The sequence below is a fragment of the Nocardia sp. NPDC006982 genome, assembly GCF_042869435.1.
In the GTDB taxonomy this organism is placed as follows: Bacteria; Actinomycetota; Actinomycetes; order Mycobacteriales; family Mycobacteriaceae; genus Nocardia.
In genome coordinates this window covers 136076-157529 of sequence record NZ_JBIAFV010000007.1, presented here as the reverse complement: position 1 = coordinate 157529, position 21454 = coordinate 136076, and the positions used below count along the sequence as shown (strand labels likewise).

Genomic DNA, 21454 nt, shown 5'->3' with positions numbered 1-21454 from the left:
ATCTACCCCACTCGATCGATGTGGGCCAGCTGGCTAATCCGTTGTCCGCTCGGCGATCTGGCCGCTGTAGACCGCACGCAAGGAGGCGCCGGCGAAGACCGCGCAATAGTCGATGAGATGGTCCATCGGCACGTCCAACCGACCGCCCTGCTTCTCCACGATCACTCGCTCCAGCATCCCGACCACCGACAGCGCGAAGATATCGATGATCTTCGCGGGCGGCTGCACATCCGGCCGCGCCTCGGTGGCCGTGGCCGCGACCAATCGGGCGAAGCGCCACAGCGCTTCGCGCATCCGACATTCGGCACCGGCCGCGGTGGGTTCGACGAATACGATGCGCAGTTTGCGCGGATCCTCGGCCAATGCGGTGAGATACGTGCCGATCCCGGCCCGCAGCTTGCGCGTCCCGCGCGACTCGGTCGCCTCGACCGCCGCGACCACGGCCGCGAACAACTCGTCGATGACATGGTCGAAGACGGCGGCGAACAGCTCCTTTGTGCCGGTGAATGATTCGTAGAAGTACCGGTCGGTCAATCCGGCCGCACGGCACAGGTCCTTGACGCCGGTCGCCGAATATCCGCGCGTGCCGAACAGCTCCAGCCCGGCTTCCAGGAGTTTGCCGCGCCGCGCCGCGACTCGATCCTCCGCGCCGATACCGCCGTAGGTCCGCACCGGGCGTCGCTGCATCGTCATCTTCGCATTGTCTCCCATGCAGACCCGCGATCTGATAAATATGACGATCGAAATAGTCAGATTTAGGGGCCTGCAGTGACACTTCAGCATCGGGAAAACCAGATCAGCAGACGCTCACTGCTGCGCGGCACGGCCGCGGTGGCGGGGACCGCGGGGTTGGCGACATCGACCGGAATCGCAACGGCCCAGCCGAGGCCGCGACGCCGAAACGGCCCGGCGCGCAATACCGTCGCGGTGCTCGGCGCGGGCATCGGCGGCCTGACCGCGGCGCATGAACTGGCCGAACGCGGTTTTGCGGTAACGGTTTTCGATCGCAAGGAACTCGGCGGCAAATCCCGCACGATTCCGCTGCCGGGCACCGGGGTCGGCGGCCGCGCGCCGCTACCCGGTGAACACGGCGCGCGCGGATTCACCTCGTTCTATCACCACGTGCACGACACAATGCGGCGCATTCCGCTACCGGGCACCCGAAAGTCGGTGTACGACAATCTGATTCCATTCTCGGTGAGCGATCCGCGCTATCCGCGCGCGGGCAATCTGCCCGACGGCTTCCCGCTGATGTTCGGATTCTATTTCGATCCCGCACAGGCGCTCACACCCGAAGGGCTGCAACGCGTCCTGGTCGAGGTGTTCATGAAGAACAATTTCGTTCCGCTGCCGGAGGCCATGTATATGGCCGGGCGAGTCGTTACCTATCTGACCTCGAGCGAGGAGCGTCGCTTCGGTCAGTGGGAACATGTCAGCTGGTGGGATTATGTCGGCGCGGCAACCAGATCCGCGCAGTTCCAGGCACTCGCCGCGACCGGTCTGACCCGAGCTCTGGTGGCCGCCAAGGAGTATGTGGCCAGCACCAGGACCATGGGCAACATGATGGAGGGCTTCTTCACCGCACTGCTGCAGGAACTGACCGGCGGCCCGAAGGTCTACGAGGTGCTCAACGGACCCACCAACGAGGCCTGGCTCGATCCGTGGATTTCGCTGCTGGAGGGCATGGGCGTGCAATTCCGGCCCGGCCACGCGCTCGAGGAATTCGTGGTGACCGACGGCCGCATCGGCGGTGCGCGCATCCGGCGCCCGAATGGCGGCACCGAGGTGTTCGACGCGGATTGGTATGTCTGCGCGGTACCGACCGATCGGGCCCGTCTACTGTGGTCACCGGCAATCCGCGAGCTGGATCCGGCGCTCGGCCGAATGGATGCGCTGACCGTCGACTGGATGAACGGCATGCAGATGTTCGTCACCGAAAAGCTGGACCTCGGCAAGGGATACAACATCTATCTCGACGCACCGTGGCGGCTGACCTCCTATACCCAGCGCGCTTTCTGGAATGTCGACTACGCCGCGAAGTACGGTGATGGATCGATCGTCGACGGCCTCACCATCGATATCGCCGACTGGGATACCCCGGGCATCCTGTTCGGCAAGACCGCCAAGGAATGCACACGCGACGAGATCTACCAGGAGACCTGGGCGCAAATGACCGCCGCGCTCAACGACGACGGCCGAATCCAACTGAAGGACGGCATCGTCCGCGAGTGGATGCTCGATCCGGGCATCGAGTGGGCGGACGGACACAATACGAATGATGAACCGCTGCTCGTGAATACGATCGGATCGTGGGCGGATCGCCCGACCGCGCACACGCAGATCCCGAACCTGTTCCTGGCCGCCGACTATGTGCGGACCAACTTCGATCTGGCGACGATGGAGGGCGCGAACGAGGCGGGCCGCACCGCCGTGAACGCACTCCTGGACGCATCCGGCTCCCCCGCCGCCCGCGCCCAACTATTCACTCGCGATTCGATTCCCGCTTTCGAACCGTTCCGGCAAGTGGATGCCGCTCGTTATAAGGCCGGTCAGCCCAATCTGTTCGATCTGGACTGACCGACAGCGGACTGGTCATTCGCCCTGGTCGGCAGTTGATCTCAACCCGCCGGAACCAGCGAACTCCCCTAGACTGTTGCGCGGGAAGCGAGTTCAGATAGCGGGCTCGCCCCATCATCGCCACAAGTAGGGGGCCGCGATGACGGCAGCGACCGGGACATTGCGCGTGCATATGACGGGTTCCGAATGGTTCTCGGCAGCACCGGGCGGACTGAATCGCTATTTCACCGAACTATTCCACGCACTCGCACGGCAACCGGGCGTACAGGTTTCGGCGTCGGCATTCGGTACGACCGGCGCCGATGATCCGCCCGGCGCTCGGTCGTGGGGACGAACCGGCGGTTCGACCATCACCCGGGCCCGCTCCGCATTTCTGGAGCGGGCCGAATTGGGCCGCGCGGATATCCTCGATCGGCACTTCGCGCTGTATGGTCCGGCGGCCTTCGCGCGAGGCGGGCGGGTGCCGCTGGTCGTCCACTTCCATGGACCGTGGGCCGCCGAGAGCCGCCTCACCGGACAGAGCGAGATCGGTGCACGGACGAAGTATCTGTTCGAGCGGATCCGCTATGCGGGTGCGGACCGATTCGTGGTGCTGTCCAATCACTTTCGTGAAGTACTCAGCGATGACTACCGCGTCTCGGCCGACCGGATCCGGGTCATCCCGCCCGGTGTAGATCTGACCCGATATCGAGCCTCACCGATACCGACCGGTACCCACCGGACCGTGCTGTGTGTGCGCAGACTCGAACGCCGGATGGGCATCGATACGCTATTGCGCTGTTGGCCGGGCGTGGTCGCCGAACATCGGGATGCTCGACTCGTCCTCGTCGGAACCGGGACCGCCGAGGGCGAATTGCGCGCCCAGGCCGCAGGTGCCGGGCTGGGCGATTCGATCACCTTCGCGGGCAGTGTCGACGACCGACAACTCACCGAACTCTATGAACGGGCCGCACTCACCGTTGTCCCGACCACGGCGCTGGAGGGATTCGGACTGATCGCCCTGGAATCCCTCGCCTCGGGTCGTGCCCCGATCGTCACCGACTGTGGCGGACTGCCGGATTCGGTACGCGGACTGGATACTTCGCTGATCGTGCCTGCCGGGGCGGCCGAGGCACTGGGCGCGCGGATCGTGGCCGCACTGAACGGCACACTGCCGACGCCCGAACAATGTCGCGCGCACGCGGAAACTTTCTCGTGGGATGTCACAGCGGAGCGTCATCTCACGATGTATCAGGAATTAAGGCGATGACCCCATCGAGGACGACCAAGGCCCTCTTTCTCGCGCATACCGCGGCGCCGTCGGGCGCGGAACTGGCGACGCTGCGGTTGCTTGCCGCGCTGCGCGAGTCGGGGCTCATCGATGTCGCCCAGATCTATACGGAGGACGGCCCGATGGTCGAACGCATGCGGGCGCGCGGGGTCGAGACCCGCGTCGTGCGTGGCGCTTTCGACAGCCGTGCCATGACCATCGGTTCCGGGCCGGTGCGGCTGGTCGCCGGATTCATCACCCTGCTGCGATTGGGCTGGACGCTGGGTGCGACCGCGCGCGAACTGGGTGCCGATGTACTGATCGCCGAGAGCACCAAGGCTTTGGTGATGGGTGCGGTCGCGACCCGACGAGCGGGAATTCCGCTGGTGTGGCAGGTACACGATCGAATTTCGGTCGACTATTTCGGCCGACTGCCGACGGTGGTGATCCAACTGCTCGGCCGACTCGTGGCACATGGTTATCTTGCCAACAGCCGAACCACCTTGCGCACCTTGCGGATCGGCCGTCGTCCGGCGGTGGTGGCCTATCCGGGTGTGGAACTCGCCGAGGATATCGAGCGCGCCGCGCAGCGTGGCCCCACCGAAACGGTCCTCGTCGCCGTCGGCAGGCTGACGCCGTGGAAGGGTCAGCACGTGCTGCTGCGCGCCATCACGGCGATGAAAGTGCAACCGCGACAGATCTTTCTGATCGGTGGCACTTTCTTCGACGAGGAGCCCTACCAGGCCGAATTGGCGTGCATGGCACAGGAATTCGGGCTGCCGGTCACCTTCACCGGTCATGTCGACGATCCCGGAGGCTATCTGCGCAATGCCGATATCCTCGTGCACTCCTCGGTACTTCCCGAACCATTCGGACAGGTCGTGGTCGAGGGCATGCACGCGGGCTGCGCGGTGATCGCTTCCGGGCCGGGCGGCCCTGCCGAGATCGTCGAACCCGGCGTCAACGGACTGCTCGTGGACGGCGGCGATCAGCGACAACTCACCACCGCGCTCGACACCCTCGTCGCCGATCCGGCGCTGCGCACCCGCCTGGCCACGGCCGCCCGCACCCGCGCCAGGGATTTCGACATCGAAACGTCGGCACACACCGTCGCCGCCTTCCTGAATTCCATAACCCAACGCAACGACGCTCTATCTAATTGGCGGCGCTCCCGGGGCCCCAGGTGGTCACGCTCCGCTACCGCCTCCGGGCCCGTCGCTCCCGCCGCGGGGGGCCACCAGAATCCGCGAGAACGGACTCCGCATGTCTGAACACAAACATGCCGCAGGCCAGCCCACCGAACCACCGACACCGACCGCCGCGGGCGGAGCCCATCGCAAGGACGAGCGCGGCGCGCCCGGCGGCGGCCTGCACCGATCCCACGGCGTCGGCGGGGTACTGCGCGATATCGGCTACGTCACCTTCGGCAAGTACGGGCAGTACATCATCACGATCGTCACGGTTCCGCTGATCGCGCGCGTGCTCGGCGCACACGGCCTGGGCCTGTTGGCAATCGGTATGTCGTCGTATTTCATCGGCTCGCTGCTGGTGGATCTCGGCATCACCTCGTTCCTGGCCGCGCGGGTGCACGATTCGCGCGAACGCGATGGCGAAAGCGTGCGGCTGCAGATGATCAATCAGTTGCGCGGCGATTATCTGGCGATCCGCGCGAGCACCCTGGGCGTCATCGGGCTCGCCCTGCTGCTTTGTCTGGCGGCGAGTGCGTCGGTGCAGGTGGACATGATCCTGTTGGGACTGTTCGCGGGCGGATTCTGGTCGGTCTCGGAGGATTGGCTGCTGATCGGGCAGGGCCGGTTCGGAGCGTCGACCGCCTATCAGGCGGTCGGCCGGGTCGGCTATCTGATCCTGCTCGTCGGGCTACTCCCCCGGATGCCGAGCGCGCAGCTCGCACTGCTGTGCCTGCTGCTATCGTCCGTGCCCACGGTGGCGCTGACCTGGTGGGATTCGCTGCGCACCTTCGGCCCGCCCGCGCGGCCTCGGCAATTCAAGAGTGTATTGCGAACGGGCGCACCGGTTCTCACGTCGAGAGTGTTGGTGACATCCTACGGCCAGGGCGCGGCCGCAGTGTATTCGGCTGTGCTGGATACGGTTTCGCTCGGGCTGTACTCGGCGGGCGACCGGCTCGTGCGCGCGATCCAATCCACCCTGGATCCCATCGGATTCGCGCTGCTGCCCCGCATGGCGAGGCGCAGTACCGATCACCGATTCTGGCGGCACGCCCTGCTGGCGCTGGCGGCCTGCATCTTTGTCGCCACCGTGGCGGCCGTGGCCGTCTGGCTGGCCGCGCCACTGTTGATCCGCCTGGTCTTCGGTGACGAATTCACCGGAGCCGTCGGGCTGTTGCGGGTCGAGATCCTCATGCTGCCCGCCACCACGATCACCTCGTTCGTCACCACGGCGCTGCTGCCGGTGCGGCAGGACACCACCGGTGTGCTCATCGGTGCGGTCCTCGGCACGTGTGTCGCAGGCGTCGCACTGTTCATTGCTTTTCGGACTCATTCGGTCTGGACACTCGTCTACGGCAGTGTGCTCGTCGAATTCAGTACGGCTATCTGGTATCTCGCGCGCGTCCGCATATTGATCGTGCGCGAACGCACGGTGCCCGTAGCCTCGAGTCCCGCCGTGGTGCTGATGCGCGAGGAGGGCACCGCGTGAAGATCTTGTTCATCGGGGACGACTGGGTCGGCAGCAATGCGCGCTCGCTCGCGGACGGCTTCCGGCAGGCGGGCTACGAGGTGGTGGTCGTCGACTCCACCCCGGTCACCCTGCCGAAACGACTGTCGCCGCCGTGGGTCTATGCCAAGTTCGCGCGCAGGCGTGCGCCGTGGACCGTCACCGACCTGCACGGCGAAATCGACCGTGCCGCAGCGCAGTTCCAGCCCGATCTGGTCTTCGCGTTCAAAGCCGTGCACCTCGACCAGCGCAGGTTGTTGGACGTCCCGGCGCGGCTGCATGTGCACTACAGCCCCGACGATGTCGCCAATCCGGAGAACATCAGTCCGGAATACCTTGCGCACGAGCCCGATTGGGATCTGATCGTCACCACCAAGCAGCACAATGTGCCCGAACTCCTCGACCGGGGCGCGAAGGCGGTCGGTTTCGTCCGCAGCGCCTACGATCCGGCGTGGCATTATCCGGCCGCGCGCGGACGGACACCGCGCTACCTGGTCGGCTTCATCGGCGTCTGCCGCCCCGATCGCCGAGCCGATCTGGTCGAGCTGGCTCGCGCGCACGGTGACCGGATGCTGGTGCGCGGTCCGGGCTGGCGGCGGGTTCCAGAATTGCGCACCACCCGCGCCACGGTGGGCGGCCCGGTCTACGGTTCGCGCTATTCGGCCGTGGTCGCCGATATCACCGCGAATCTGGTGCTGCTCAACTCCGACAACCGTGACACCCACACCTGTCGCACCTTCGAAGTGCCCGCCGCGGGTGGGCTGTTCGTCGGCGAACGCACCGACGAGCATGCGGAACTCTTGCGCGACACCGTCGAATGCTTCCTGTTCACCGATCAGGCCGAACTGCGTGAAATCCTGGACTGGTGCGCGCGGCATCCGGAGAAGGCGGATGCGATCGCCGAGGCCGGATATCGGCGGATCGCCGACGGCGGGCACCGGTACGTCGACCGAGCGCGCGAGATCATGGACGTACTCGAGGCGCAGTCATGAGCGAGCGCAGCGAGCGAACAATCAACAGAGCCGCCCAGGCGGGCATGACGGAGCCGAGCGCCAGCGAGGCGCAGTCATGACCGCCTATTCCGAGATCATCGCAATCGCTTGCGCCCTGGTCACTTTGGTGGTTGCGTCGGCATGGGTGCCCAGCGTCGCACGGGTTTTCATCATCGCGCAGGCGGCATTCTGGTCGCTGTCCTACCTCGCCCGGCCGCTGGTACTGCTCGCAGTGCAACCCGAACCGCACTACGGCGACAATGTGCCCGATCCGCGACTGGCCGTACTCGGCTACGACCGCGGCATCGCACTGGTGCTGCACCATGTCGTCTTCGGCTTGTGGGTATACGCGATACTCGTTGTGGGATATGCGATCTGGTCGCGACACCATCCGGTACGCCGCCCGCCGGCGATGACCGGCAATCCGGATTTCGTGCCCGCCCTGGCCACCATCTACGTCATCGGACTGCTCGGGCGGGGCGCCTCCTACGCCTCCGGATCCACCGGCCACGCCGGTGATGTCGACAGCGCCAATCCGATTCTCGCCTTCGTCAGCATTCTCGCGACCGTCGCGGCGCTCGGACTGATCATCTTCATCCGACCGGCCCAGCCGCGCACCACCGCGCTGTTGATCGGTGCGCTGTTGGCCGGGGAACTGATGTGGACCGTGGTCGTCGAATCGAAGACCCCGATCCTCGGTGCCGCCCTGGCCGTGGCGGTCCGGTTCGCGATACTCGGCTGGACCAAGGCCAAGGTGGTCGGTGTGCTGGCCATCGCGGTGCTCGGCATCGGCGGATTCGGGTGGTTGCAGTCGTTCAAGACCACCGAGGCCGGCAAGGCCGAAGCAGCGATGACCAGTTCGGCATATCCGCCTTCGGTGCGACCGTTCCTGAGCATCCTGCGGCGCTTCGATCTTCTCGAGGCCGCAACCGACTCCTACTATCACGGCACCGGATACTGGCTCACACCCGCCGAGGAGTTCCGCCACGCCGCGTTGAGCCTGATTCCGACCCAATTGCTCGGTGCCCCGAAATTCCAGTCGGGTACCGCATGGGCCGACGACGTTCGCGGCGCCTCGGTGGATATGACACGGGTCTCGGTGTCACTCGCCGAGGGAAATGTCAACGAGGGCTATGTGATCGGCGGCCATACCGGCATTGTGGTGAGCGTCGGTTTCACCTTCTTGCTGTTGCTGGCCTGGGCCAAAGCGCTGTATTCCCGGTACTTCCCGATGGTGGTGCTCGCGCTCGCGCTGACCGGAGCCTCCTCGCTGTTCGAGCGCGGCATCCTCGGCAGCATGGAGGCACTCGGCAAATTCCTGCAGGCCGCGGTGCTCGCGACGCTGATCTATTTGACGGTCGAGGAATTTCGCCGACGTGCGAAACCGCGGGTCCTATCGCCGCCACCGCAACAGTCTTTGCTCGTCATCGGGAAAAGAGGTTCCGAACAATGGGGTTGATCGATTACTGGCGTATCGCGCGTCGTCGCTGGATGCTGATTCTCGGTGTGCTGGTGCTGTGCCTACTCGCGTCGGTGGGTTACGCACGCAGCCAACCGACGAACTATGTGGCCACGAGCAGCGTCTACGTTTCGATGGCGACCGGAACCTCGGTCAACGATTCGTATCAGGGCGGACTGGCCGCCCAGCAGCGCGTACGGTCGTACCTCGACTTGGCCACCAGCGCCAATGTCGCCAAGCGCACCATCGACGATCTCAGCCTGAAGATGTCGGTCGACGAACTGCGCGGCAAGATCACCGCGGCCTCGCCACCCGCCACCACCTTGATCGTCTTCTCCATCAAGGACAGCTCACCCGAACGCGCCCGTGATATCGCCAATGCCGTTGTCGCACAGTTCCGTCAGTTGATCGCCGAACTCGAATCCATCGAGAAGGACGCCGCACCCGCCGCTCGCGCCGAGGTCGTGGACCGGGCCGAATTGCCTTCCGGAGCGAGCGGTCCACAATCGACCCGGCTGCTCGCGCTCGGCGTGCTGGCCGGACTTGCGCTGGGCGGGCTGGCCGCCTTCGTCCGCGATCGCACCGACCGCAAGCTGCGCACCTCCAATGATCTGGAGGCGGTGCTGGCCGGCCCGATTCCCGGATCGACGCGCACCGGTGCGCCGGTGCCGATCCTGGGCATCATCGATCTCGGTCGTCCGGGTGCGGTCGAGGAAACCCGAAGGCTGCGAACGCGTTTGCAGCGCAACGGCGAGGCGACGACGGTGCTGCTGTCGAGTCTGTCGGCGCGGTCGGAGCCGGAAATCGCGATGGCACTGGCCAAGTCGTTCGCCGATACCGGCCGGCATGTGGTCTATATCGACGCCGACACCTCCGGTCACGGCGGATCACAGCAGATCGTCCTCGGGGCGGTGCCCGGACTGGCCGGTGTCCTACACGGATCGTTGCCGGTCACCGATGCACTGACCGGCTGGCCGCAGGCCGGGGTGACGGTGCTGCCGCTGGGCGAGCTGGATGAGCACACCTCGGACCTGCTCGCCTCCGACCGGTTCGCGGCCGTGGTCGCCAAACTGCGCACCGATTACGACCATGTGGTGATCCAGGCCGCACCGGTCGCCTACGCCGCCGATGCGATCGCCGTTGCCCCGCTGTGTGAGCAAACTGTCGCGGTGGTCGAACTCGGCACCAGCACCGCACCGCGAATCCGCGGCGCGCTGGCCACATTCGGGGACAACCTGCTCACCGGCGCGGTAGCGTACAGCAAGCTCGGCACGGGTATACAGCGGCTGGTGGGGAGGCTGCGCCTTTGAATTTCGAGGCTGTGCATCGACGGCGACTGCTGGCCGCATCCCTCGGCGCCGCCGCCGCGGTACCTTTGGCGGCATGCTCCTCCTCCGACTCCCCCGGGGTCGAATTCCGGTCACCGCATGTCACCGACGCACCGGCGGCGCGCAATGTCCGCGACTTCGGTGCGGTCGGGGACGGCGTCGCCGATGACACCGCGGCGATCCGGTCGGCGGCAGCCGTCGGAGACGCGCCGCTCGTGCTGTATCTGCCCGCAGGCCATTACAAAGTGACCTCCTGGCCCGATCTGCCCGACTACGCAACGGTTCTCGGCGACGGCGGCGATGTCACGCTGGTCACCTGCGATGCCGACATCACGCTCATCACACTGCGCAAACGCAACCGGGTGCGGTTCTCTCGCATCGGATTCTTCCTGACCGGTCCGCGCGCGACGGCGGTGGTGCTGTCGGAATCGTTCCGCTGCTCCTTCGACGCAGTGGTGATCCGTGGCAATCACCTCAGCGACAACCATCCACGCTTCCTGCAGCAGCGCGGCGTGGTCCTCGAAAACAACACCGGCGGAACGGCATTCGTCAACTGTGATATCAACAACTTCGGCTTCGGCATCGTCACCTCCTGCATCCAGAACTACGTGACCTCCTCCAAACTCACCAGCAACTACATCGGGGTGCTCGGCACCGGTAACAACCACAACGCGGGGCTATCGCTCACCAATGTGGAATTCGTCTCCGACGAGGATCCGCGCACCACCGATCGGCATATCAGCATCGACGGTGCGGCCAATGACTGGTGGCTGACCAATGTCTGGTTCGAAGGCGCCGATACCGCGCTGTCGGTGGGCCAGCGCGATCGCGGCGGACCCGCCCAGTTCGGCATGATCAACTGCAAGGTCGCCGCGCGCACGGTCGGGCTCGACCTCGTCTACTGTCGGCAGCCGTATCTGGCCAATGTGCAATTCGACAAGGACTCCGACCGGCCGCCGATCGAGTTGCGCATCGATGCGGCGGGCTGCCCGGAGGGCACCGCGGTCAACCTGATCTCCGGTGCCGCCGATGATTTCGCGCCCGGCATGTTTCCGGACAAGTGGCATGTCATGGGGCGCGACGGCATGCACGCGCCGCAGTACATCGGCACCATGGTCGGCCGGGCCGGGCAGGGCAATGCGGATATCTACCAGGCGCAGGCCGCCGACGGCACCGTGCGATCGGCCGTATTGTCCAGCGGTGCTTGGCTTTCCGACCGCGCGGAGAGCGGGATCGTGCTCAAGGACGCGGCGGGCGGCTACTGGCGCCTATCGGTCGGCACCGATGGTGCCGTGAAAACAACCTCGCTCGGCCGCCAACGACCCCGGGAGTGAGCATGTCCAGCAGTTCGTTGTCCGGAATCCGGCTCGGACCCATGACATTGCACGGCGCGACGGTCGTGCTGCGCCCGCCGCGGATCGACGACTACGCGCAATGGCGGCGGATCCGGCTACGCGATCAGCGCTATATCGAACCCTTCTGGTCGAGTTCGCCGCTGGACTGGGACGCGCGACATACCGGAAAGCTCTGGGTCCGTGAATGTCTCAGCGCGCGTGCGGAGGCGCGGGCGGGTCGCCGACTGTCCTTGGTGATCGAGGTCGACGGCAGACTCACGGGCCAGATCGAACTGGTTTCCATCGAATCCGCCACCGGCTCCGCCGAAATGGGGATCTGGGTGGATGCCGAGGTGGCGCGACACGGCATCGGCGGCCTGGCCTCGTCCATGGTGCTGGATTTCGGTTTCGGACCGGCAGGTCTGCAACGCATTACCGCCCCGATCTCCCCGGCGAATCTCGCCACCGCGCGCGGCGCCGCCCTCATCGGTTTCCAACGCGAAGCGATGATGACCAGGTATTTCGATGTCGGTGGGGCCCGGTGCGACCACGAATTGTGGGCGATCACCAAAGCCGCGATCCCACCGAACGGCTTCGCGCGGCACTGGATCGAGAGCCGCTCGACCCAACATCCGGAAAAGCCGCAGCCCGCCCGACCGGACGCCGATACCGATATGCCGCTGAACCGGACCACCGTGCTGGCCGCCATTGCCCGGTACTGCGCGGGCCGGGCACTGCACCGATTCGATCCGCTGCGCTCACCGCCCACGGCCCGCCTCACCGATCAGGACGATCCGAGGGTGGTGCTGCGCAGTCGGCACCTGCTGGACGGGACCCGGTGGCGGACCGCGCGAATCCGTAACCGCGCCGCACTCGATCCGGAGCCGAACGCACCGGCCGCCGCGTGGGAACGGCGGCACGGACGAATCGCCTGGCTACGCGAATTCTTCTGTGCTCGTGCGGGATTACGATCCGAACGGGGTCTGGTGCTGGCGGTCGAGGTGAACGGCGATTACGCGGGCGAATGCCGATTGTTCGATCTGGACATGTTCGATCGCAATGCGCGCATGTTCGTGTGGACTGATCCGGCTGTCGGCGGTGAGCAGGTCCGGATGGCGGCCACCCGCCTGCTACTCGACCACGCCTTCACCGCACTCGGCCTGTGCCGGGTGGCGACCGCCATCGAACCCGGCGATGTGCATGCGGCCGAAATCGCCGCGCGCGTCGGCATGGTCCGCGAGGGACGCATGCGCTGCTTCGTCGGCGCCATCGGTCGCAGGGCCGATCACGACCTGTGGGCGGTAACCACCCCTCTCGCCCAGTGACGAAGTTGCGCGGACACGGCGCCCCACCGGACGTACAGTGAACCGGAGAACCTATCGCGCGCAAGCCGATTCGTGCCGGGGGCCCTGTGTGCGCGTGCATCATCTCTGCCCAGGAGTTCAGCATGGACCACGTTGACCGCGGCCATACCAACCCCGACAACCCCGCGGCCCGTCGCAACCGTTTCGCGCGCAGCAACGAGCTCCAGGCGCGGCTGCACGATCTGGTACCCGGCGGTGCGCACACCTATGCCCGGGGGCCGGATCAGTATCCGGAGTTCATGGCGCCGATTCTGGTTCGCGGCGAGGGCTGTCAGGTCTGGGATGCCGACGGCAATTGCTATGTCGAATACGGTATGGGCCTGCGTTCGGTCACCCTCGGCCACGCATACCGCCCGGTGCTCGAGGCTGTGACCAGGGCGATTGCCGACGGTGTCAGCTTCAGTCGACCCACCGAGCTGGAATTGCTTGCGGCACAGGACTTCCTGTCGCTGGTGCCGGGTGCCGATATGGTCAAATTCGCCAAGAACGGCTCCGACGCCACCACCGCCGCGGTGCGGCTGGCCAGGGCCGCGACCGGACGCACCGTCATCGCGGTCTGCGATCAACCGTTCTTCTCGGTGGACGACTGGTTCATCGGCACCACCCCGATGGCCAGCGGCATACCCACCGAGGCCGTCGCGGGCACGATGAAGTTCCAGTACAACGACCTGCCGTCGCTGGCCGCCGTGCTGAATGCCGGCGCGGTCGCGGCCGTGGTCATGGAGGCGGCGACGGCACTGAACGAACCCGCACCCGGCTTTCTCGAAGGGGTGCGCGAACTCTGCGATCGGCATCGCACCTTGCTCATCTTCGACGAGATGATCACCGGTTTCCGGTGGTCGGTGGGCGGGGCGCAGGCCATCTACGAGGTGACACCCGATCTGTCGTGCTGGGGCAAGGCGATGGGCAATGGTTTCCCGATTTCGGCGCTGGCGGGTAAGCGCGAGTTCATGGAGCTCGGCGGGTTGCGTACCGACCGCGATCGGGTGTTCCTGCTGTCCACCACGCACGGGCCGGAATCGGCTTCGCTGGCGGCGTTTCGGGCGGTCGCGCACGAATACACCACCGGCGATCCGATCGCACGGATGGAGCACGCCGGTCGATTGCTCGCCGACGGTGTCAACGCGATCGCCGCCGATCTCGGTATCGCGGACTACTTGCAGGTGCTGGGCCGTCCTTCCTGTCTGATCTTCGTGACCCGCGATCCCGAGGGCCGGCCATCCCAAGAGTTCCGCACGCTGTTACTGCAGGAGCTGTTGGACCGAGGTGTGCTCGGTCAATCCTTTGTAACCTCGGCCGCACATACCGAACCCGATATCGACCGAACCATTACGGCGTGCCATGAGGCGGCGAGCGTGTACCGCAAGGCAATCGAGCAGGGGACGGTCTACGGGTTGTTGGAGGGCCGCCCGGTAGCTCCGGCCATTCGACGCAGGGCCGAGCCCCGACGCATCGTCTCGGTGGCCGAATGAACCTGTCGCACAATGGGACCGAATCGCCGCGAATCGCGATCGTGCACGAGCGGTTCACCGAATTCGGCGGATCCGAGGCGGTGGTCGGCGAATTCGTCGAAACCTGGCCCGCCGCACAGGTATTCGCGCCGATTGTCGATCCGGCAGGCATCCGACCGCCGCTGACCACGGTGCAGGGCACCTGGCTCAGCCGCGCATACGCCGCCACCGGTCGTCGCTCGCACGCCCCGCTGTTGCCGTTCGCGCCACGCGCCCTTCGACAGCTGCCCTTGCGCGGACGGTTCGACGCGGTCCTCATCAGTCATCACGCCTTCGCCACCCAGGCCGCATTCGCCACGGGCGCACCGACCATCGTGTACGTGCACAGTCCGGCCCGCTGGGCCTGGGATCCGGAATTCCGCGCACAGGAGGCGGGCGGCCGCGCCGGACAACTCGCACTCACCGCCCTCGGCCGACTCGCCCGTCACGGCGAACTGCGCGCCGCCCCACACCTCACGCATGTGATCGCCAACTCGCACGCGGTGGCCGATCGCATCCGCGACTGGTGGCGGTTGCCCTCGACCGTGGTCAATCCCCCGGTGCAGGTCGACGATTTCACCCCCGACCCGACCGTGCCCCGCGAAGACTTCTTTCTCGCCGCCGGCCGCCTGGTCCCCTATAAGCGCCCCGACCTGGCCATTCGCGCCGCCCAGCGCGCGGGTGTGCGACTGGTCGTCCTCGGCGACGGCCGCTTCCGCCCCCACCTCGACGCGATCGCGGGTCCCGAAACCACCTTCCTCGGCGCCACACCCTTCCAGACCCTGCTGGACATGTACCGCCGCTGCCGCGCCCTGCTCATGCCGGGCATCGAGGATTTCGGCATCGTCCCCGTCGAGGCAATGGCCTGTGGCACACCGGTTCTCGCGGTCGATCAAGGCGGTTCCCGCGATACCGTGCGCCCCGGAATAACCGGCGAATTCGTCGAACACGGCAGCGACGATCACGTCATCGCGGGCCTGGCGCAGGCCATGCGCGACTTCGATCCCACCGCCTACGATCCGACAGTCATCCGAGCCCACGCGATGACCTTCTCCCCCAAGTCATTCCGCGCCAGCATCGCCGATATCGTCAGCGACACAATCGGATCCGGATAACCACTCGACCACTCGGACGCTCTACTTCCGCCTCGAAGGATGCCTAGATCCAGGCCAGGAACACCGGCTCACTGCCCGCACCGACGACGGCTGCAGCCGGACGCTGCCGGTCACCGTCGGCACGGGCAGTCCGACCCGGCGCTAGTTGAGCGGTTCGGACAGGTCGGTCTTCAGGTGCTCGAGTCCCGCCCGGATCCGGGATTTGACCGTGGGGAGACCGACCCCGAGACGCTCCGCCACCTCGGGATAGCTGAGTCCGGAGTAGTACGCGAGCGCGATGGATTCGTGCTGCAGTGCGGTCAGATGGGTGAGGCTGCGACGCAGGGCGTCCCTTTCGTCGTGCCGCACCGCCGCCTCGGCGACCACATCGGTCGGGGGTTGATAATCGCGGCTGCCCCAGGAGTGATTGTGGTCCATGGTGGCGCGTTCGTGCCGGACCCGGTCCACGGCCTGGCGATGGGCCAGCATGCGCAACCAGGTGAGCACGGAACCGCGGCGCTCGTCGAACCCGATCGCACAGCGCCATACCTGGAGGTAGACGTCGTGACAGGTCTCTTCGGCATACCCACGGTCACGGACGATCGCCAGCACCCGGCGATAGACCAGACCGTGAGTGCGGCGGTAGAACTGGGCGAAGGCCTCTTGATCGCCGTCGCCGATGCGGTGTACCAATTCTGCATCGACACCGTCGGATTCGATATCAATCCGATTACGAACCGGCCGAGCGACCGACCGCAGAGTGGTTGGAAGTCGTTCGGACCGATGTGAATTGCGTTCGGACCGAGATGAAACGAGCAGGATCACGATTGCCCCCAAGACAAACAAGTGATGCGACATGCAGGTTGATTTCGAGGTATGAAGCTGCGTCGAAGCAGACCGTCGAGGGCATGGACGGCACTGGCTGAGAACGGAATCGGCCGGGGACTGGGGCCGATAGTCCAACTTTCACATTACCGCGCCGCGCGCAAATGATCATGCACTTTCACGCAGTAGTGGATTTACTCAGACGCGCAGGCCGAGTTCGACGATCCCTTTCGCCACCGCATGCACGGCGACCCGATTCTTGCGAGCATGTGCGCGGATCAGTTCGAACGCGACCTCCGGCGTGGTCCGCCTGGCATTGGCGATCACACCTTTGGCCTGTTCGATGACGATCCGCGAATCCAGCGCGTGCTGCAACTGCGCGGTCAGGCGCTGCTGGCGGCGTAGCAGGTTGGAATTGACGATGTGGCCCGTCGCCATGCTCGCCAGCAGTCCGCCCACCGAGAGATCCTGGTCGGTCCAGATCCGTGGGCTCGGGCCGTAGAGGCCGAGCGCACCGACCGTGGTCTCACCGACCCGCATCGGAATCTCGGCCAGCGACGACAACCCGTGCCGGATCGCCTCGGCGGCGAACTCCGGCCAGCGCTCGCTGTGTCGACCGATATCGTCGATCGCGATGGGTTTGCCGGACCGGTACGCGTCCACGCTGGGACCGCGTTCGCTGCGATGCTGACAGAGTTCCATGGCCACCAGTTGGTCCGGAGCCGCGGCGGCCATCCGGGAGCGCTCGTCGGGCGTGAGCGTCTCATCCGGCATCAGCATGACGGTGCAGCCGGCCAGATCGAGCGCCACGATCGCGCTGTTCATCAGCTGGCGCACCATCTCGGCTGTGTCACCGATCGCAGGTAGCAGTTCGGCTAGTCGCGCTGCCGCGGCAACCAGCACCTTGTTGTCAGACACCCGAATCACCCCATATGTGCGAAAGTCGGTCGTCCCCTCGAGTCCCGCGCCGCACTTGCTGACGTTTCCATGGTATGGCTAAGCGAACTAACACACCACAATTTCGACACCACCATGCTCCTTTGAATTATCCAGCTACTCATCGGATTCCGTTGACCGGCCATCGGTCAGTGGTCGACATGACTACTATCCGAATGCCACGATGGACGACAGGGTCGACCTGACCGTGCCACAACGATGTGCCCGGTGAGGCTTATTTTCGCTGGATTCTCTCCGTTAAATGTGCCGCATTGCGGCGAGTAGCAATCACCGCGACCGGGAGACTGCAATGGCGCCCCCATTCGACGATCGGCAACACGACCGATCATCCGAGCCGCTGCCGGATTCGATCCAGTTATTGCGGTCACTTGTGCGCGCGGTCGACTCGCTGGCGAGCGATTTCGACGTTGTCGAACTATGTCAGCAGCTACTGGAAGCCTGTACCGAAGTCACCGGCGCGAGCGATGCCGGATTGTTGCTAGCCGACCAACGCGGTGAGCTACAGGTACTTGCCTCTACCAACGAGTCGGCCCGACTGCTCGGTTTGTTACAGCACGAGGGGCCGAGCCTGCATGCCTACCGGAACAAGACCGCGGCATCGGTCCCCGATCTGCGTGCCGACGCGGATCGGTGGCCGGAGTTCGCACCTGCGGCATCGGCCGCGGGATATCGCTCCGCCTACGCCGTACCGCTGCGACTGCACCGCGCCAGCGTCGGTGCGCTGACGATTCTTGCGACCTCGGCCGCCGCGCTCGGACAGCTGGATCTGCGCACCGGGCAGCTCCTCGCGGATATCGCGGCCGTCGGCATCGCACAACACGTGTTGCTCGCGCAGGGCGCGACGATCCAGGCGCAGTTGCCGACCGCGCTGAACACGCGCGTCACCATCGAGCAGGCCAAGGGGGTACTCGCCGAGCGCGGCGACCGGGATATAGATCGTGCGTTCCAAGTCATGCGCGGACATGCCCGCGCCACTGGACGACGGCTCTCCGATATCGCCGGTGACATTGTCGAGGGACGCATCGATCTGCGTGCCGACGCGGCGGACTGAGTCAGGTATCGAAGCGCAGCCGGTCGTCTACGACCAGCGCCGCGACCTCGGCCAGCGACAGCCCGTGCGCGAAGGCGTAGGCGCGCAGCCGGGCATAAGCGTCGGGTGCGCGAATGTCCAATTGTGCGAGCACGATACCGGCCGCCTGGTGGATCGTGCGACTTGTCAGCGGCTGATCCCACCATTGCGCGGCGGCGTGCGCGGATTTCGCCGATCCGGCCACCAGCTGCGCGATGACCAGATCGGCGATATGCAGCCCCGCTGAAATCACGTACGGTTCCGGTTTGCCCGGTTCGGCCCGATACAGATCGAGCACGCCGAAGCGAACCACACCCATCTGTAACGGCACCGCGACCATCGACCCCGCGACCACCGCCACGCGGTTCAATTCATCGGCGAAACCCGGCCACCGCACATCGGTTTCGGCCAGATCGGCCACCAGCACCGGCACACCGGCGACGGCGGCGTCCACGGCCGGCCCCTGCCCCGCGGTGGCCTGCACCGCCTCCACCCGCGCCGCCACCGAATCACTGGTGGCCCATGGCTGCAGCCCGGCATCGCGCTCCTGGATCAGGATCGCGGCACGCTGCACCGGCAGCACCCGCACACACGCGCCGCACAGGGCGGTCATCGCACCGCCGTCGGCCGACAGCTTTTTCAGAAACTCGAGGGCCGAGAAAAATTCATTGGTCAACTGATCGAACTGCCCCACACCATTCCTACGAACTGTCACGACCGTCTTCCCTGCCACGAGTTCGACGGTCCCTTGTTCCAGGATTCGTCACCACCCCGGCACCGGACCGCAACTACGCGCAGGAAATACGGCGGGTCGGAACCGCAAGAATACGAAACACCGATCGTCCACAACAGGGCCGAACGTCCCACGCTCGCCGCGGCAGGCGGTTCGCGTGGGGACAATCAGCCCATGATGGGATCTATCACCAATGTAGGCCGGGGATTACGCGGGTAACTCGCGCGGCCGGGCTCGGCAGTGCCATCAGCGGCAGTACCACCGGTGCAAGGTAGGACAGCGCATTGCGACCGGAGTCCTGCTCCGCGTCGTCGGCAGCGGCGGGTGCCGCCGTCTGCTGCTTCCCCTGTGCCGCATGTGATTCACCGAACCAGCGGAACCCCTGGTGCATGATCGTCCGCTTGACCGACGGCATCAGCAGTTCGACCGCCTGAGCGAAGGTGCCGACCGGGGTGTCGATGCGGTGCGGGCGATCCTCGATTGCGCGCACCACGATTTCGGCCGCGCGGTCGGGATCGGGCACCGGCAGCGAGCGATAGATATCGGTCGGCGCGATCATCGGCGTGCGCACCAATGGCATGCGCACGGAGGTGAAGGTGATTCCCGCATCCCGATTTTCGACGGCAGCAATCTCGCTGAAGTTGTCCAGCGCGGATTTGCTCGCCACATATGCGGCGAAGCGCGGCACCTTGGTCTGCACGGCGATCGAGGAGATGTTCACGATATGTCCGAAACGCCGCGCCCGCATCGACGGCAGCAGCGCGAGAATAAGTCGCACCGCACCGAAGTAATTGACCGCCATGGTCCGCTCGAAATCGTGCATGCGGTCGGTGGAATTGACCACCGAGCGACGGATCGACCGTCCCGCATTGTTCACCAGATAGTCGACATGACCGTGATCGGCGAGCAACGCGGCGACCAGATCGTCCACACCGTCGGAATCGGTGATATCGCACGGATAGGCATGGGCGACACCACCTTCGGCCCGCACCGACTCCGCCGCGGCGTGCAGATCGTCCACACCGCGCGCCACCATCAGCACGGTCGCACCGCGCTGCGCGACGGCATGGGCGGTGGCCAGGCCGATACCGGAGGACGCCCCGGTGATCAGGACTACGCGACCGTCGAGCGGATCACCGCCGTCGCCGGGCCGGCCCCGGTTCGGGTCCAGGTTCTCGGCCCAGTACTGCCACAGCCGCTCGGCGTAGGTGTCGAACGACGGCACCGCCAACCCCGTCCCGCGCAACTGTGCCCGCGTGGAGTCGGAGACGAATTCCGCCGCGAACGAGGTGTGCGGTGCGACCTCGGCCGGAATTCCCAACTGCGCCAAAAGGAAATCGCGAACGGTCGCGACACCCGGGATGTGGGAGAGCCCGTTCAGCGCCAACCCGCTGCCGGGCACCGTGCCGATTCCGGTCGGCGCACCCGCCGCGGCCGCGAGCGCACCGTAGATCTCACCGAACGGCTGTGGCTCGGGGTTGACCAGGTGGAATGTGCGTCCATCGAGTCCCTTGCGGCGCACCAACTCGACCATCGCGCCCGCCACGTAGTCGACCGGCACGATATTGGTCGCGCCCAGATCCGGCAGCAGCATCGGCAGTTCGGCCGGCAGTGCGCCGAGGCGCGAGATGGCCGGGAAGAAGTAGTAGGGACCGTCGATCTTGTCCATCTCACCGGTGCGCGAATCGCCGACCACGATCGCCGGCCGATACACCCGCCAGCGCACCCCCTCGGATTCGCGGACCAGCTTCTCCGCAGCGAATTTGGTCCGGTGGTACGGCGAGGTCAGCTGCTGGCCGAGGTCGAAATCCTCCTCGAAGAATTTGCCCTTGTGGTCACCGGCCACGGCCACCGAGGAGACGTGATGCAGCACCGCGCCCAATTCGCGGGCCAGCTCCAGCACCGAACGCGTGCCCGCGACATTGGCCGCGTGCGCGGTCTCCTCGTCGGCGGTCATGTCGTAGACCGCGCCGAGGTGGATCACGTGGTCGGCCTTGGGCGCGTCCTCGATCAAACCGAGACCTTCGGCGGTCAGATCGCCGAGCATCGGAAATGCGCGCTCGCCACCCGTCCAGCCCGCGGTGAGTTCACCGAATTTCGCTACCGACGCGGTGCGAACCAGCACATGCACAATGGCTTCGGAATCGGCCGCCAGCAGTTCCTGAACCACCCGCCGGCCCAAGAATCCGGTTCCGCCCGTCACGATGAAAGTCGTCATCGCATTTCCTCCTGCTGTCGCACTCGAATTGAGTTGTCACACATGCGCGCCCGGCATGCAGCAGTGAATGC

General features: G+C 65.8%; 16 protein-coding genes and 1 pseudogene. 12 read left to right on the top strand and 5 right to left on the bottom strand.

The annotated features are described in order from the left end of the window. Nucleotides 1-33: 33 nt before the first annotated feature. Nucleotides 34-693 (bottom strand): TetR/AcrR family transcriptional regulator, encoded by a 660-nt coding sequence (locus ACFYOW_RS27740; protein ID WP_387292703.1) that lies wholly within the window; start codon nt 691-693, stop codon nt 34-36. Between the two features lie 75 nt (nt 694-768). Between ACFYOW_RS27740 and ACFYOW_RS27735 the strand changes: the two genes are divergently transcribed. From ACFYOW_RS27735 to ACFYOW_RS27685, 11 genes and pseudogenes are all read left to right on the top strand, one after another. Then, complete coding sequence (locus ACFYOW_RS27735) at nt 769-2577, top strand: FAD-dependent oxidoreductase (protein WP_387292701.1); 1809 nt, start codon at nt 769-771, stop codon at nt 2575-2577. A gap of 172 nt (nt 2578-2749) precedes the next feature. Beyond that, entirely contained in the window at nt 2750-3826 is a 1077-nt protein-coding gene (locus ACFYOW_RS27730) for a glycosyltransferase family 4 protein (RefSeq protein WP_387293216.1), read from the top strand. Next, nucleotides 3823-4968: pseudogene (locus ACFYOW_RS27725) on the top strand (glycosyltransferase family 4 protein); the annotation flags it as partial. The gene ACFYOW_RS27730 and the pseudogene ACFYOW_RS27725, both read left to right, overlap by 4 nt. Nucleotides 4969-5089: 121 nt before the next feature. Further along, complete coding sequence (locus ACFYOW_RS27720) at nt 5090-6502, top strand: lipopolysaccharide biosynthesis protein (protein ID WP_387292699.1); 1413 nt, start codon at nt 5090-5092, stop codon at nt 6500-6502. Beyond that, nucleotides 6499-7512, top strand: a complete 1014-nt coding sequence (locus ACFYOW_RS27715) for a glycosyltransferase (protein ID WP_387292697.1) — start codon at nt 6499-6501, stop codon at nt 7510-7512. The genes ACFYOW_RS27720 and ACFYOW_RS27715 overlap by 4 nt, the downstream gene beginning before the upstream one ends. 76 nt (nt 7513-7588) lie before the next feature. After that, nucleotides 7589-8971: a hypothetical protein gene (locus tag ACFYOW_RS27710; RefSeq protein WP_387292695.1), complete on the top strand. Its 1383-nt coding sequence runs from the start codon at nt 7589-7591 to the stop codon at nt 8969-8971. Beyond that, entirely contained in the window at nt 8962-10281 is a 1320-nt protein-coding gene (locus ACFYOW_RS27705) for a Wzz/FepE/Etk N-terminal domain-containing protein (RefSeq protein WP_387292693.1), read from the top strand. The genes ACFYOW_RS27710 and ACFYOW_RS27705 overlap by 10 nt, the downstream gene beginning before the upstream one ends. Next, nucleotides 10278-11633, top strand: a complete 1356-nt coding sequence (locus tag ACFYOW_RS27700; RefSeq protein ID WP_387292690.1) for a glycosyl hydrolase family 28-related protein — start codon at nt 10278-10280, stop codon at nt 11631-11633. Before ACFYOW_RS27705 ends, ACFYOW_RS27700 begins: the two co-directional genes overlap by 4 nt. A 2-nt stretch (nt 11634-11635) precedes the next feature. Continuing rightward, complete coding sequence (locus tag ACFYOW_RS27695) at nt 11636-12958, top strand: GNAT family N-acetyltransferase (RefSeq protein WP_387292688.1); 1323 nt, start codon at nt 11636-11638, stop codon at nt 12956-12958. Between the two features lie 122 nt (nt 12959-13080). Further along, entirely contained in the window at nt 13081-14469 is a 1389-nt protein-coding gene (locus tag ACFYOW_RS27690; RefSeq protein WP_387292686.1) for a glutamate-1-semialdehyde 2,1-aminomutase, read from the top strand. Then, nucleotides 14466-15602, top strand: a complete 1137-nt coding sequence (locus tag ACFYOW_RS27685; RefSeq protein WP_387292684.1) for a glycosyltransferase — start codon at nt 14466-14468, stop codon at nt 15600-15602. Before ACFYOW_RS27690 ends, ACFYOW_RS27685 begins: the two co-directional genes overlap by 4 nt. Before the next feature lie 141 nt (nt 15603-15743). Here the strand turns inward: ACFYOW_RS27685 and ACFYOW_RS27680 are convergent, their stop codons facing one another. Together ACFYOW_RS27680 and ACFYOW_RS27675 are read right to left on the bottom strand one after the other, a co-directional pair. After that, nucleotides 15744-16274: a sigma-70 family RNA polymerase sigma factor gene (locus tag ACFYOW_RS27680; protein ID WP_387292682.1), complete on the bottom strand. Its 531-nt coding sequence runs from the start codon at nt 16272-16274 to the stop codon at nt 15744-15746. 330 nt (nt 16275-16604) lie between these two features. Next, nucleotides 16605-17324, bottom strand: coding sequence for a GAF and ANTAR domain-containing protein (locus ACFYOW_RS27675; RefSeq protein ID WP_387292680.1), 720 nt, complete (start codon nt 17322-17324; stop codon nt 16605-16607). A 328-nt stretch (nt 17325-17652) separates the two neighbouring features. Between ACFYOW_RS27675 and ACFYOW_RS27670 the strand changes: the two genes are divergently transcribed. Next, nucleotides 17653-18414, top strand: a complete 762-nt coding sequence (locus tag ACFYOW_RS27670) for a GAF and ANTAR domain-containing protein (RefSeq protein WP_387292678.1) — start codon at nt 17653-17655, stop codon at nt 18412-18414. A gap of 1 nt (nt 18415) precedes the next feature. Here the strand turns inward: ACFYOW_RS27670 and ACFYOW_RS27665 are convergent, their stop codons facing one another. Both ACFYOW_RS27665 and ACFYOW_RS27660 read right to left on the bottom strand, forming a co-directional pair. Next, nucleotides 18416-19147, bottom strand: coding sequence for a GAF and ANTAR domain-containing protein (locus tag ACFYOW_RS27665; protein WP_387292677.1), 732 nt, complete (start codon nt 19145-19147; stop codon nt 18416-18418). 205 nt (nt 19148-19352) lie between these two features. Beyond that, a complete protein-coding gene (locus ACFYOW_RS27660) occupies nt 19353-21383 on the bottom strand; it encodes an SDR family oxidoreductase (RefSeq protein WP_387292675.1) in 2031 nt (676 codons plus the stop codon). Nucleotides 21384-21454: the final 71 nt, after the last annotated feature.

Coding starts and splice junctions, on each gene's coding strand:
- ACFYOW_RS27695 (WP_387292688.1), top strand. CDS start 11,636: ATGTCCAGCAGTTCGTTGTCCGGAATCCGGCTCGGACCCATGACATTG.
- ACFYOW_RS27670 (WP_387292678.1), top strand. CDS start 17,653: ATGGCGCCCCCATTCGACGATCGGCAACACGACCGATCATCCGAGCCG.
- ACFYOW_RS27730 (WP_387293216.1), top strand. CDS start 2,750: ATGACGGGTTCCGAATGGTTCTCGGCAGCACCGGGCGGACTGAATCGC.
- ACFYOW_RS27740 (WP_387292703.1), bottom strand. CDS start 693: ATGACGATGCAGCGACGCCCGGTGCGGACCTACGGCGGTATCGGCGCG.
- ACFYOW_RS27720 (WP_387292699.1), top strand. CDS start 5,090: ATGTCTGAACACAAACATGCCGCAGGCCAGCCCACCGAACCACCGACA.
- ACFYOW_RS27685 (WP_387292684.1), top strand. CDS start 14,466: ATGAACCTGTCGCACAATGGGACCGAATCGCCGCGAATCGCGATCGTG.
- ACFYOW_RS27710 (WP_387292695.1), top strand. CDS start 7,589: ATGACCGCCTATTCCGAGATCATCGCAATCGCTTGCGCCCTGGTCACT.
- ACFYOW_RS27705 (WP_387292693.1), top strand. CDS start 8,962: ATGGGGTTGATCGATTACTGGCGTATCGCGCGTCGTCGCTGGATGCTG.
- ACFYOW_RS27660 (WP_387292675.1), bottom strand. CDS start 21,383: ATGACGACTTTCATCGTGACGGGCGGAACCGGATTCTTGGGCCGGCGG.
- ACFYOW_RS27690 (WP_387292686.1), top strand. CDS start 13,081: ATGGACCACGTTGACCGCGGCCATACCAACCCCGACAACCCCGCGGCC.